The organism is Gordonia sp. SL306 (genome assembly GCF_026625785.1).
GTDB lineage: Bacteria > Actinomycetota > Actinomycetes > Mycobacteriales > Mycobacteriaceae > Gordonia.
Map to the genome: position 1 here is coordinate 4,393,997 of NZ_CP113063.1, position 14,000 is coordinate 4,407,996.

The 14,000-nt window shown below is 61.5% G+C and carries 8 protein-coding genes and 3 rRNA genes; 7 read left to right on the top strand and 4 right to left on the bottom strand.

Going from position 1 to position 14,000, the window contains the following annotated elements; translation table 11 throughout:
- Positions 1-48 precede the first annotated feature (48 nt).
- From OVA31_RS20100 to OVA31_RS20110, 3 genes are read left to right on the top strand one after another with little or no spacing between them, the layout of a single operon-like run.
- Positions 49-1,209 carry an iron-containing alcohol dehydrogenase gene (locus OVA31_RS20100; protein ID WP_267631619.1) on the top strand — a complete coding sequence of 387 codons (1,161 nt, stop codon included), beginning with the start codon at positions 49-51 and terminating at the stop codon, positions 1,207-1,209.
- A gap of 2 nt (positions 1,210-1,211) precedes the next feature.
- Positions 1,212-2,690: a MadS family sensor histidine kinase gene (locus OVA31_RS20105; RefSeq protein WP_267628353.1), complete on the top strand. Its 1,479-nt coding sequence runs from the start codon at positions 1,212-1,214 to the stop codon at positions 2,688-2,690.
- Positions 2,687-3,340: a MadR family response regulator transcription factor gene (locus OVA31_RS20110; RefSeq protein WP_324290137.1), complete on the top strand. Its 654-nt coding sequence runs from the start codon at positions 2,687-2,689 to the stop codon at positions 3,338-3,340. The genes OVA31_RS20105 and OVA31_RS20110 overlap by 4 nt, the downstream gene beginning before the upstream one ends.
- A 74-nt stretch (positions 3,341-3,414) precedes the next feature.
- Here the strand turns inward: OVA31_RS20110 and mftM are convergent, their stop codons facing one another.
- Positions 3,415-4,242, bottom strand: coding sequence for a mycofactocin oligosaccharide methyltransferase MftM (gene mftM / locus OVA31_RS20115; RefSeq protein WP_420714091.1), 828 nt, complete (start codon positions 4,240-4,242; stop codon positions 3,415-3,417).
- A 744-nt stretch (positions 4,243-4,986) separates the two neighbouring features.
- Here mftM and OVA31_RS20120 point away from each other — a divergent pair.
- The 3 genes from OVA31_RS20120 (at position 4,987) to rrf (ending at position 10,295) form a co-directional block, all read left to right on the top strand.
- Positions 4,987-6,505, top strand: a 16S ribosomal RNA gene (locus OVA31_RS20120).
- A gap of 440 nt (positions 6,506-6,945) precedes the next feature.
- A 23S ribosomal RNA gene (locus OVA31_RS20125) occupies positions 6,946-10,076 on the top strand.
- Between the two features lie 102 nt (positions 10,077-10,178).
- Positions 10,179-10,295, top strand: a 5S ribosomal RNA gene (gene rrf / locus OVA31_RS20130).
- The 16S, 23S and 5S rRNA genes sit together here, the layout of an rRNA operon.
- A 76-nt stretch (positions 10,296-10,371) precedes the next feature.
- Here the strand turns inward: rrf and OVA31_RS20135 are convergent.
- The 3 genes from OVA31_RS20135 to OVA31_RS20145 are packed head-to-tail and all read right to left on the bottom strand — an operon-like array spanning position 10,372 to position 13,690.
- Positions 10,372-11,205: an alpha/beta fold hydrolase gene (locus OVA31_RS20135; RefSeq protein WP_267628354.1), complete on the bottom strand. Its 834-nt coding sequence runs from the start codon at positions 11,203-11,205 to the stop codon at positions 10,372-10,374.
- 56 nt (positions 11,206-11,261) lie between these two features.
- Positions 11,262-12,821, bottom strand: coding sequence for an APC family permease (locus OVA31_RS20140; RefSeq protein WP_267628355.1), 1,560 nt, complete (start codon positions 12,819-12,821; stop codon positions 11,262-11,264).
- Entirely contained in the window at positions 12,818-13,690 is an 873-nt protein-coding gene (locus tag OVA31_RS20145; RefSeq protein ID WP_267628357.1) for a universal stress protein, read from the bottom strand. The genes OVA31_RS20140 and OVA31_RS20145 overlap by 4 nt, the downstream gene beginning before the upstream one ends.
- Positions 13,691-13,844: 154 nt before the next feature.
- On the opposite strand from OVA31_RS20145, the gene OVA31_RS20150 reads away from it, so the two are divergent.
- Complete coding sequence (locus OVA31_RS20150) at positions 13,845-13,976, top strand: hypothetical protein (RefSeq protein ID WP_267631705.1); 132 nt, start codon at positions 13,845-13,847, stop codon at positions 13,974-13,976.
- Positions 13,977-14,000: the final 24 nt, after the last annotated feature.

A 14,000-nucleotide genomic window follows, 5' to 3' on the forward strand; every position in this document is an offset into this window, starting at 1 on the left:
GGATCCTGGGGCAGGTGAGGTGACGTGCGAACCGAGGCGAGCGAGACGATGACCCGCGCCGCGGTACGTATCGCCAAGTTCCACACCCCCGAGATCATCATCGGGCACGAGTCGTTGGCCGAGGTGCCGCGCGCGGCAGCAGGACTCGGGATTCAGAGACTGATGATCGTCTCCGACCTGCACATCATGGGTACGCCCTGGTATCCGGAGCTCGCGGATCGGCTGAGATCAACTGGCCTGCAAGTGTATTCGTTCACCGGTGTGTCACCGAACCCGCGCGCCCAGGAGATATCCGCGGCACTCGAGCACTACGAGTCCGCGGGCTGCGAGGGACTCGTCGCGCTGGGGGGCGGCTCGGTGATCGACGCGGCGAAGGGGATTGCGATCCTCGCGGCCAACGGCGGTCACATCCTGCAATACGAGGGCATCGACCGTGCGCGGCGTCCACTTCCGCCGCTGGTTGCGGCACCGACGACGGCAGGCAGCGGGTCCGACGTCTCCCAGTTCTGCATCATCAACGACGTCGATCGCCGGACCAAGGTCACCATCATCGGCCGCGGATTGGTTCCCGATGTGTCGGTGATCGACCCTCGCGTGTTGGCGACCATGCCACCCGCGGTCGTCGCCCAGTCCGGAATGGACGCGATCACCCATTGCATCGAGGCCTTCGCGTCGCTTGCGCACAGTCGGCTGACCGATACGGCCGCGCTGTCGGCCATCGCCACCGCGTGGCACAGCATCGAACGTCTGGTGGATGATCCGGGGGACAGTGCGGCGGGACTGGACATGGCCTATGCGGCACTCGAGGCCGGGATGGCGTTCACCAACGCGATTCTCGGTGCGACGCATGCCATGAGCCATCCGGTCGGTGGACTCTGCGACGCGCCGCATGGCGCGATCAATGCGGTGCTCCTCCCACACGTGATCCGGTTCAACGCCGATCGCGATCCGCGACCGTATGTCGATCTCGCGCGCGCGGTGGGTATCGGAGAGTCGGGGTCGGACCGTGCCACGGCCGACCGACTGGCCGAGCGAGTCGCCGGGCTGGCCGTCCGGGTGGGATTGCCCGGCTCGCTCGGGTCGCTCGGTGTGCGGCGAGAACATCTCGAGATCCTGACGTCGAACGCGATGGCCGACGCGTGTATGACGACCAATCCCCGCCAACCGACCGCCGACGACGTGGCGCGGATCTACCTCGAGGCCCTGTGACGATGGGCCGCACGACGCGCACGGGCAGGGGTACCGACCGGACGGACGTGGGCGGCGAGCGGTCGGTGACGCGTGCGGCGAGTCCCGTTGATGACGAGGTGCCCGGCCTCGATCGGTTGGACTCGCTGGTCGGCCTGCATTCGGTCAAGGGATCGCACTACGCGCAGTTCCGAGGGGTCGAACAGCGCCTGACCAGGGTGGTCGGCGCGCTGGACCGCATTTCGCGGGCGTTGGTGCAGACCGCGGAGGGACCCGAGACGCTCGTGCTCTCGGTGGTGCGGGCGGTGCAGGAGCACCTCGACGCGCAATGGGTGGTGTTCGCGCTCTGCGACGGGGAACTCGAACGAACGGGACCCCGCCACCTGATGCTGAGCCGCGACGGCACGATCTACGCGTTCGAGGGCGTGCAGATGGCCCGTGCGCCCAGTCATCTGCCCGACGTCGTGCTCAACAGACTCAACGACATCCTGCGTAACCAGATGGCTCAGTTGATGCGCCCGGTGGTCGACGACCACCACCTGTATGTCCCGCTCCATCTCGACGGGCGGGTCGTCGGCGGATTGTCGGCGTGGACTCCCGACCATCAGGTCGTCGATTCCGCGGATCTCGTGGTCATGCGGATTCTGGCGCGTCAGGCCGCCGTCGCCCTGTTGAACGCGGCCTTGCTGGAGGAGAGCCGTCATCAGCTCGCCCGGGCCGAGGATGCGTTCGCGCGTGCCACCAGACAGGCCGACGACCTCGCTGCCAGGAACGTGGAACTCGAACGCACGCAACGTGAGTTGTCGGCGGTGATGCGCCAGCGCCTCGTCTCCGAGGAGCGCGAACGCATTGCCCGGGAATTGCACGACTCGGTGACCCAGTCGGTGCTCTCGGCAGGGATGCAGATCGAGGTGTGCCGGATGGAGACCGATGCGGCGAGTGCGGATCGACTCGAGGTTGCGGGGCGTCTGACGCGCGACGCGATCGAACAGTTGCGTTCGGTCATCTACGCCCTCAACCAGTCGCCGTCGGTGAGCGAGCTGAGCCTGGTCGAAGTCCTCGACGGTCTGTGCTCGATGCACATGCCCGCGGACCTCGAGACCGAGGTCCGCGTGGTCGGGCGCGCCCGTGACCTGCCGGACGACATCCAGCACGCCATCCTCCGGATCGCGGGCGAGGCGCTGTTCAACACCGCGGTGCACGCCGAGGCGGCGCAAGCGCGGCTGACGCTCACCTACGGGGATGCCACGGTGCAGCTCAGTGTCGACGACGACGGGCTCGGCGATCCCGGGCATATGCGCAAGGTGTTGCGGGCGGCGACGCTCGGGGACCTCGCCGGTCGCCATCGGGGGCTGGCCAACATGTCGGTACGCGCCGACGAGCTCGGCGGGACGTTGCGTATCCGCCGGTCGCGCCTCGGTGGCGTGCGGATAGGTGTCGAGATCCCGGTCGGCGGCGACGACCGGGGATCGGGCGACCGGAGACAGGAGAACTGGCGATGACCACTGCAGAGGTGACCGGGGTTCGGACGATGCTGGTCGACGACCACGCGTTGCTCCGCGAGGGGATTCGCTCGCTCCTGGCCCGTGAGGGATCGATTTCCGTGGTCGGTGAGGCGGACTCCTACGACGCGGCTCTGGCGGAGGTCACCCGATGCCGGCCCGACGTCGTGGTCGTCGATCTCAAGCTCACGGCGGGCACCGAGTACGAGGGACTGCGCCTGATCAAGGAGATCGCCGATCGTCACCCGGGGGTGTCATCCCTGGTGTTGACCACGTTTCTCGACGACGATCTGGTCGTCCGGGCGGTGAAGGCCGGCGCCCGCGGGTACGTGGTGAAGGACGTCGACACCACAGAGCTGGTCCGTGCGATCCAGGCCGTCTCCGGTGGCGGCAGCGCGTTCGACCCACGGAGTGCGGCCATCGTGCTGCGGACCGTGTCAGGTGACGGCGGGGTACCCGAGGCTCTCACCGAAAGGGAACGCGAGGTGCTGCGGCTGCTGGCCGACGGCCTGTCGAACAAGCGCATCGGGCAGACGCTCTACATCTCCGAATCGACCGTGAAGTTCCACATCCGCAACATCATCCGCAAGCTCGGTGTCTCCAAGCGCACCGATGCGGTCTACATCGCAAGCAAGCGCGGGTTGATCTGACGGCTGCGCAGTGCTGGTCGGCTGGATCGAAAAGCGCTTGTCCACAATGTCTTTCGCGGATGGCGGGAAAGAACTCACCGGAGTGTGAGGATCAACCAGCCGCCGTGGTCCTCGAAGTACTGTGTGCCGGCATGGTCCAGCCCGGCGGTCCAGCGCCGCAGGTCCACTTCGGTGAGCCGAACGAGATGTCCGAAGTGTTCGCTCGGCCTGTCCTCGTAGGGGACGGCGACCACCACCCGACGCCGGGCGACCCGCAAGGCCTCGGACAGGGCAACCTGTGCGGCGGATTCGTCGAGGTGTTCGAGCAGGTGGATGAGGGTGACCGTGTCGACCGACGAGTCGTCGAAGGGTAAGGCGGTGGCATCGCCCACCGTGGCGTCGACCTCGGTGTGACGGCGCCGGGCCGCCAGGGTGAGCAGCCCGACCGCGCCGGCGGAGATGTCACAGGCCTGCACCCGGTAGCCGTCTTCCGCGCACTGCAGGGCAAGGAACCCGAAACAGGAGCCGACCTCGAGAAGGCTGTCGCCGGCGACGAGGGAGCGTGCCCGGCGATGGACCGGGCCGAACGGAGAGGTCCCGGTGCGCAGCTCGCGCAGCGAGTTGTCGTAGAACGCGGCCCATGCTCGTGCCTCGGTGGCGGCGCAGGTGCGGATGATTCCAACCGCTGCCTCCTCGAATGCGCGCTGACCTGTGATGATGCCGTCGTCGACGAGTCGGATCAGGCCGGTGAGCATTGCCGAGTCGCAGATGGTCGCCACGTCGAGCCGATGCACGATCTCGACGGCCTCCCCGTGTTCACGCCAGGCGAGGTCCCCGCATTGCCGGAATCCCGCGGGTACGCAGGTGGTGCGGCGAACGGCCGGCCGGCGGGCGACGGGTGCACTGATCTCGCAGATGCTCACACCTCACGACGCTACGAACCCTTTGCCTCCGCCGGAACTGACCAACAGGGCTCGTCGACTGTCCGAAAGGACGGGCACAATGGCGCAGATCACACTTGGGTACGAACGTCCCAAACCTGCGATCAGAGGCGAATGGTCGCGGTCGAAAGTCCCGCTACCAGCGAATATTCCGCGACCGAGCTCGGCTGAACAGGCGATTTGACCCTGGCCGCGCAGTTGCGTAACTTTCTTCAAGTCAGAGCGACACGGCGCCGCCCCGGACAGCCCCGAGAGGGGAAGACGGGGAAGGGAAACCGGTTTCTGCTCCGACCGCCCCGAGAAATCGAACAGGGTAGCTTCGTGCGCCCCGGACGAAATATCGGACTGCCAGACACTCCTGATCGAACTTCGACCAAGAGTTGCGGGACGCCGAGAGGGTCTGGTAGGCTGGAAGAGTTGCCCCGGAGACGGACAACAATTCCAAACAGAACGTCAAGCTCGCAGGTGAGCGCCTCGCAAGGGGTGGTGCCGGTGGGTGTGTGTTCTTTGAGAACTCGATAGTGTGTTGATGAATTGTCTGATGCCATTTGTTTGGCATCGTGTGTCCAAGTTCTTTGGATTTTGGATATGAGATGGATTGTTTTTGTGGCATCTGCCCGTGTGGGTGGGTGTTGCTAGTTTTTGTTATGGTCAGGTTTGTTTTTCTCTCTGGCTGAGATTGTGTTGAAAGATGCTGGCCTTTGTGTTGGTGTTTTTTGTATGATTTTCATGGAGAGTTTGATCCTGGCTCAGGACGAACGCTGGCGGCGTGCTTAACACATGCAAGTCGAACGGAAAGGCCCCTTCGGGGGTACTCGAGTGGCGAACGGGTGAGTAACACGTGGGTGATCTGCCCCCAACTTTGGGATAAGCCTGGGAAACTGGGTCTAATACCGGATATGACTGCACTTCGCATGGGGTGTGGTGGAAAGCTTTTGCGGTTGGGGATGGGCCCGCGGCCTATCAGCTTGTTGGTGGGGTAATGGCCTACCAAGGCGACGACGGGTAGCCGACCTGAGAGGGTGATCGGCCACACTGGGACTGAGACACGGCCCAGACTCCTACGGGAGGCAGCAGTGGGGAATATTGCACAATGGGCGGAAGCCTGATGCAGCGACGCCGCGTGAGGGATGACGGCCTTCGGGTTGTAAACCTCTTTCACCAGGGACGAAGCGTGAGTGACGGTACCTGGAGAAGAAGCACCGGCCAACTACGTGCCAGCAGCCGCGGTAATACGTAGGGTGCGAGCGTTGTCCGGAATTACTGGGCGTAAAGAGCTCGTAGGCGGTTTGTCGCGTCGTCTGTGAAATTCTGCAACTCAATTGTAGGCGTGCAGGCGATACGGGCAGACTTGAGTACTACAGGGGAGACTGGAATTCCTGGTGTAGCGGTGAAATGCGCAGATATCAGGAGGAACACCGGTGGCGAAGGCGGGTCTCTGGGTAGTAACTGACGCTGAGGAGCGAAAGCGTGGGTAGCGAACAGGATTAGATACCCTGGTAGTCCACGCCGTAAACGGTGGGTACTAGGTGTGGGTTCCTTTTCACGGGATCCGTGCCGTAGCTAACGCATTAAGTACCCCGCCTGGGGAGTACGGCCGCAAGGCTAAAACTCAAAGGAATTGACGGGGGCCCGCACAAGCGGCGGAGCATGTGGATTAATTCGATGCAACGCGAAGAACCTTACCTGGGTTTGACATACACCAGAAAGCTATAGAGATATAGCCCCCCTTGTGGTTGGTGTACAGGTGGTGCATGGCTGTCGTCAGCTCGTGTCGTGAGATGTTGGGTTAAGTCCCGCAACGAGCGCAACCCTTGTCCTGTATTGCCAGCGGGTTATGCCGGGGACTTGCAGGAGACTGCCGGGGTCAACTCGGAGGAAGGTGGGGATGACGTCAAGTCATCATGCCCCTTATGTCCAGGGCTTCACACATGCTACAATGGCCGGTACAGAGGGCTGCGATACCGTGAGGTGGAGCGAATCCCTTAAAGCCGGTCTCAGTTCGGATCGGGGTCTGCAACTCGACCCCGTGAAGTCGGAGTCGCTAGTAATCGCAGATCAGCAACGCTGCGGTGAATACGTTCCCGGGCCTTGTACACACCGCCCGTCACGTCATGAAAGTCGGTAACACCCGAAGCCGGTGGCCTAACCCTTGTGGAGGGAGCCGTCGAAGGTGGGATCGGCGATTGGGACGAAGTCGTAACAAGGTAGCCGTACCGGAAGGTGCGGCTGGATCACCTCCTTTCTAAGGAGCACACAACATCACCCATTTCTGCCGGCATGTGTCCGTGCGGTGGGTGTGTGTTCGAGGGTGAAACATCAGGCAGGCTCAGGTTGTCCGAGTGTTCGGGTGGCGTGGGTGGTTGCTCACTGTGAGGTGGGTGGCGTTGTCAGCACACTATCGGGGTTCTGAGGGAACACACATGTGTGTGTGTTGTCTTGGTGCCTGCATGGTCGGGTCGGATCGGTGACGGCTTCTGTGGTGGGAGTTCGAGGTTTGGTCGCGTGTGGGTGTGTGTTGTTTGAGAAGTGCATAGTGGATGCGAGCATCTTTATTTGTCATGAACACTTCGGTGTTTGTGGTTGAACGAGATAAAAGTTTTGTAGGTGATGTCTACATTCGATCCTCGCCGGCTGGCTGTCCTTGTGGGTGGTTGGTGGTGTGGGGGTGGTTTGTAGGTGTTGTTGTAAGTGTTTAAGGGCGTTCGGTGGATGCCTTGGCACCAGGAGCCGATGAAGGACGTGGTAGGCCGCGATAGTCCTCGGGGAGTTGTCAAACGAGCTGTGATCCGAGGGTGTCCGAATGGGGAAACCCAGCACGAGTGATGTCGTGTTACCCACCTGTGAATGTATAGCGGGTGTGGAGGGAACGTGGGGAAGTGAAACATCTCAGTACCCATAGGAAGAGAAAACAATTGTGATTCCGTGAGTAGTGGCGAGCGAAAGCGGAGGAGGCTAAACCATGCGCATGTGATACCTGGCAGGGGTTGTGTGTGTGGGGTTGTGGGGTTCATCTTCTCAGTGCTGCCGTGCTGGGGGCGAGTGATAAAACTGCGTGTTAGGTGAAGTGGCCTGGAATGGTCTGCCGTAGACGGTGAGAGTCCGGTAGCTGAAAACATGTGGTCTTGCTTGATGGATGCCCAAGTAGCAGCGGGCTCGTGGAATCTGCTGTGAATCTGCCGGGACCACCCGGTAAGCCTGAATACTTCCTGGTGACCGATAGCGGACAAGTACCGTGAGGGAAAGGTGAAAAGTACCCCGGGAGGGGAGTGAAATAGTACCTGAAACCGGACGCTTACAATCCGTCAAAGCCTGTGCCACTTCGGTGGGTGGGTGATGGCGTGCCTTTTGAAGAATGAGCCTGCGAGTTAGTGCTCGGTGGCAAGGTTAACCCGTGTGGGGTAGCCGTAGCGAAAGCGAGTCTGAATAGGGCGTGGAGTCGCCGGGTCTAGACCCGAAGCGGAGTGATCTACCCATGGCCAGGGTGAAGCGACGGTAAGACGTCGTGGAGGCCCGAACCCACTTCAGTTGAAAATGGAGGGGATGAGCTGTGGGTAGGGGTGAAAGGCCAATCAAACTCCGTGATAGCTGGTTCTCCCCGAAATGCATTTAGGTGCAGCGTTGCATGTTTCTTACCGGAGGTAGAGCTACTGGATGGCCGATGGGCCCTATCAGGTTACTGACGTCAGCCAAACTCCGAATGCCGGTAAGTGAGAGTGTGGCAGTGAGACTGCGGGCGATAAGGTTCGTAGTCGAGAGGGAAACAGCCCAGATCGCCGGCTAAGGCCCCTAAGCGTGTACTAAGTGGAAAAGGATGTGGGATCGCAGAGACAACCAGGAGGTTGGCTTAGAAGCAGCCACCCTTGAAAGAGTGCGTAATAGCTCACTGGTCAAGTGATCCTGCGCCGACAATGTAGCGGGGCTCAAGTACACCGCCGAAGCCGCGGCACTTCACCAATACATCCCTTCACCCTTACGGGGGTGGAGGTAGTGGGTGGGGTGGGTAGGGGAGCGTCCTGCATCCCTGGAAGCACCGGCGTGAGCTAGGTGTGGAGGGTGTGGGAGTGAGAATGCAGGCATGAGTAGCGAAAGCAGAGTGAGAAACTCTGCCGCCGGATGACCAAGGGTTCCTGGGCCAGGCTAATCCGCCCAGGGTGAGTCGGGACCTAAGGCGAGGCCGACAGGCGTAGTCGATGGACAACGGGTTGATATTCCCGTACCCGTGTATCCGCGTCCATGCTGAATCAGCTGTACTAACCATCCAAATGGTGATCGATTTCCTTCGGGAAACGTGAGCCGGCTGCATGGGACCTTGGCTGGTAGTAGGCAAGCGATGGGGTGACGCAGGAAGGTAGTGGGGCCAGTCAGTGGTAATACTGGTGTAAGCCTGTAGGACGAACGATAGGTAAATCCGTCGTTCATGTGTCTGAGAGGTGATGCGTAGCCGTTGAGGCGAATTCCATGATCCTATGCTGCCGAGAAAAGCCTCTAGCGAGTTGGTACACGGCCCGTACCCCAAACCAACACAGGTGGTCAGGTAGAGAATACTAAGGCGATCGAGAGAACTGTGGTTAAGGAACTCGGCAAAATGCCCCCGTAACTTCGGGAGAAGGGGGACCATGTCTGGTGATTGAGTTTTCCTCATGAGCTGGGTGTGGTCGCAGAGACCAGAGAGAAGCGACTGTTTACTAAAAACACAGGTCCGTGCGAAGTCGTAAGACGATGTATACGGACTGACGCCTGCCCGGTGCTGGAAGGTTAAGAGGACCGGTTAGTGCCCTTCGGGGTGCGAAGCTGAGAATTTAAGCCCCAGTAAACGGCGGTGGTAACTATAACCATCCTAAGGTAGCGAAATTCCTTGTCGGGTAAGTTCCGACCTGCACGAATGGCGTAACGACTTCTCTGCTGTCTCAACCACAGACTCGGCGAAATTGCAGTACGAGTAAAGATGCTCGTTACGCGCGGCAGGACGAAAAGACCCCGGGACCTTCACTATAGCTTGGTATTGGTGTTCGGTTCGGTTTGTGTAGGATAGGTGGGAGACTGTGAAGTGGGCACGCCAGTGTTCATGGAGTCGTTGTTGAAATACCACTCTGATCGTATTGGACTTCTAACCTCGGACCCTGATCGGGTTCAGGGACAGTGCCTGGTGGGTAGTTTAACTGGGGCGGTTGCCTCCCAAAATGTAACGGAGGCGCCCAAAGGTTCCCTCAGCCTGGTTGGCAATCAGGTGTTGAGTGTAAGTGCACAAGGGAGCTTGACTGTGAGACGTACATGTCGAGCAGGGACGAAAGTCGGGACTAGTGATCCGGCACCGGCAAGTGGAAGCGGTGTCGCTCAACGGATAAAAGGTACCCCGGGGATAACAGGCTGATCTTCCCCAAGAGTCCATATCGACGGGATGGTTTGGCACCTCGATGTCGGCTCGTCGCATCCTGGGGCTGGAGTAGGTCCCAAGGGTTGGGCTGTTCGCCCATTAAAGCGGCACGCGAGCTGGGTTTAGAACGTCGTGAGACAGTTCGGTCTCTATCCGCCGCGCGCGTCAGAAACTTGAGGAAACCTGTCCCTAGTACGAGAGGACCGGGACGGACGAACCTCTGGTGTGCCAGTTGTCCTACCAAGGGCACCGCTGGTTAGCTACGTTCGGAAGGGATAACCGCTGAAAGCATCTAAGCGGGAAGCCTGTTCCAAGATGAGGTTTCTCACCCCCTTCGAGGGGGTAAGGCCCCCCACAGACCATGGGGTTGATAGGCCAGAACTGGAAGTACAGCAATGTATGCAGGTGACTGGTACTAATCGGCCGAGGACTTACTAACAACACTCATTCATCTGCAATGAGTTCGCATCCACTATGACACTTCTGAAACAACACACAACAGTTGAAACAAACCCAATGTTGTGTGTGGGTTTCATAAAGTTACGGCGGCCATAGCGGAGGGGAAACGCCCGGTCCCATTCCGAACCCGGAAGCTAAGCCCTCCAGCGCCAATGGTACTGCACCCTAACCAGTGTGGGAGAGTAGGACACCGCCGAACACAACTCAGAACTGTGGCCCCCGAAGCAATTCGGGGGCCACAGTCATTTCTGCATTCTTTTCAGCTCTGACTTTCGTCATTCGGTTGTCTGCGACGACGTCCATCGGGTCAGTTCAGCGGACAGTTGAGTCGGCGCATCGAGTTGGATCAGGTGGCCGGCGTCGCGGATGAGCGTTGTCGACGCATGGGGGATCAATCTGCCCAATCGTTCGGCACGGTCCATCGGAATCCAGGTGTCCTCTGCGCCCCAGACGATATGTGTGGGTTCGTCGATGGATCCGTACAGTGGCTCCACCTCGTCGGTGTACTTCTCATTCGCCTGGGCGATCTGTCGGTAGAAGGCACGTTGTCCGTCCGAATCGGTCCACGGACGTACGAGCATCTCGAGCTCGTCGTCGCGGAGGCCCCGGTGACTTGCACCGCGGATGTAGGCCTCGACCGCGCCCCGATGGACGGCGGGCGGTAGCTGTTCGAAGACGTCCGCGTGCCGCTGGACGAGTGTGAAGAACGGCGAGCCCCACGGGCTGAGCGCGACGACGTCGACCAGACACACTGATGAGTATCGTCGGCTATGTAGCAGTCGTGCCCGAAGAGCGACGGCGCCGCCGAAGTCGTGGGCGATGACATGGGGATGTTCGAGCCCCCAGACGTCGAGGAGATGTGCGAAGAGCTCACCTTGAGTTCCGAGGTCGACGCGATGATCGGCTACTTTCGACGACAATCCGTACCCGGGCATGTCCCAGAGGTGGACGGTGAAGTTCGGCGAGAGTGCCTCCGCGTATGGCCGCCACAGTGCCGACGACCATGGCGTGCCGTGTAGGAACACCAGGTCGGGGCCCTCGCCGAAACGATCCCAGCGGATGGTGCGGCCGGCCCAGTCGATGGTGCGTCCCAGGTGATGCGTGATCATGTGACCAGTGTCCCAGCGTGTTCGTCCGAATGGTCCGCACCCTGGCTCTCAGCTGGTCATTTCTGGATGAGCGAGCTCTCGTCGACCAGTGCCGGGGTATCACGGCGGAGGGTGCGACCGGCGAAGAAGTCCGGTGAGCGCGTCCGCATCACGAACATCAGGACCAGGCCCAATGCCAGCAGTCCGAATCCCATGTAGAAAACGAGTCCGATTCCGAAGATCGAGGCGCCACTGCCGTTGTCGGGGTCCATGCTCTCGCGGACGGAGATCACGAACACCGCAGTGAGCATGATGCCCCCCAGGAGTGGGAACAAGAACTTGAACACGACGTTGCGGGCGCTGCTGAACAGCTCGTTGCGGAAGAACCAGACACATGCGAACGCGGTGATCCCGTAGTACCAGCAGATCATGATGCCGAGCGCAGCGATGGTGTCGAGAAGTGTGTGTTCGGAGAGCAGGCTGACGACCGTGTAGAAGATTCCGGTGATGGCCCCGGCGACGACGGTGCTGTACGTCGGCACCAGGAACCTCGGATGAACGGAGGCGAGCTTCTTGGGGAAGGCGCCGTAGGCGCCCATCGCGAGCATTGTTCGCGCCGCGGGCAGGAACGTCGTCTGCAGACTTGCCGCCGACGACGCGAGGATCGCGAGAAACAGCAGGGGCCCGGCCCAGCTGCCGAGGACCGGGTAGGCGAGTGCGCCGAAGACGTTCTCGGAGATCTCCTCGTTGCCCAGCCCGATGCCCGTGGTCCCGACGCCCGCGTACATCATCACGGCCACCGCGACGAGCAGGTAGGTGAGGAGGATCGAGATCACGCAGAGTAGACCGGCCCGTCCGGGCACCTTCGTCGGGTCCTTCGACTCCTCGCCGAGTGTCAGGCAGGTGTCCCAGCCCCAGAACGCGAAGATCGAACCGGTGACCCCGATGACGAACGCACCGAGCGCCATGCCGGTGAACGGGTTGAACCACTCCAGGCTGAACTGCAGGCCGGCAGGCGCGTTGCCGTTCACCGACTCGACGATGGCGGCGATGGCGAAGGCGACCAGGACGATCATCTGGAATCCGACGAGAATGTATTGGACACGTTCGCTCGTCGTGATTCCCCGCCCCGATATGTAGGTGGCCAGAGCGATGAAAGCGAGAGTGGTGAGAATGTTGACGGCTTTGTTGTCCGCGAGGTTTGCGACGTCGGGAGCATTGAAGACGCGGGCGATGAACAAATAGAAGAATTCGACCGCGATCGCAGCAAGGTTCGACAACACGATGATGGTGGCGAGGACCATGCCCCAGCCGCACATCCAACCGACGTAGGGACCGAATGCCTTGGTGGACCAGGTGAAGGAGGCCCCGCAGTCGGGTGCGCGTGAGTTGAGTTCTCGATACGCGTACGCGGTCAGGAACATCGGTATGAAGCCGGCGATGAAGATCGCGGGCATCTTGAGGCCCACTGCGGCGACGATCAGGCCGATACTGGCCGTGAGCGTGTACCCCGGGGCCACGCAGGAAATGCCGAGTATGGCACCGGCGAAGGTGCCGACCTTGCCGGAGGCGAGGCCTTTGTCCACCAGATCGGTCGAAGCCTCCCGAGGAGTGGACGGTTCGGACGGACCGGTCATTGCGGTGCCTGTCGGGGGACGACGATCATCGGCACCGCGAGCACCCGCAGCATCTTGGCCGCCGTAGAACCCAGGAAGAGCTTCCGCGGCGCAGCGAGTCGGCTCGACCCGACCATGATCACATCCCCGTCATGCCAGTCGACGGTGGCGACCGCATCTTCGACACTGCGCCCCTCAGCGATGGCGGAACTCAACGGCGTGCTCTCGGGTAGGCGCTGCTGTGCCGTGTCGAGTGCTCGCTGCGCGAGTTCGACGGCGTGGGCGGTGGCCTTCTCCTCGTCCTGCGGCGATCGGCGGGGCGGCATGTCGTCACGTGACACCAAGGAGAGCAGTCGCAATGGGAGATCCCCCTGCGCACTCAGTTCGAGTGCCGTGTCCAACAGGATCTCCGCCCCCGGCCGTCGCCCGATGGCCGCAGTGATCGCCCGGACGCGGGCCGACCCGGTATGGCTGAAGCCTCTGGGGGCCAACGCCACCGGGATCGAAGAACTGTGCAACAGATCGTTGACGACCGACCCGAGCGAATGCCGGCCGATGAGTCCACCTCCGGAGGCGCCGACGACGAGCAGGGTCGAGTTCAGCCGGACGGCCTCCTTGAGGATTCCGTCGGCGGAGTTCTCGTCGAATGCCACGTGAGTCGCGACGGTCACGTCGTCGGGTACCAGGGCCGCAGCCCCTGCCAGCCATTCCTTCGCCGCATCGTCGAGGACGTCGGCATAGCTGCCAGTGCTCGCGAACGCCTCCGGCCGGTCGGGCGGGATCACCAGAGTGATGTCGAGTGATGCGTTGAGGGTGCGGGCCAGGCACGCGCCGAGCGCGACGGCGTCCTCGCCTCCCGGCGTTGCCAGATACGCGACGAGCAACTTCATCGTGCACTCCGATCGTGAGCTCGAGAACGACGCAGGTTAACTCACTGTGCGCCGGTCATGATGTGAACGCATCTGACAAGATGTCGCGCCATGTGCGTCGGCGATGTACACGGTGGAGCGGAGAAGAGGCCGTCGCGGCCGGGAAGGTCGGGTGGTGGTCACCCTGCGTGACGACGTCGAACTCCGGGCGCCCCAAATGCAGGTCGAGGCGATCACCCGGGAGACGATCGGTGTCGCGGAATGCCCGGTCGGAGATCTGCCCGCAGAGAAGGTCGTGGAGGCCTGATCGTGGTTCCCGCTGACCGGACGA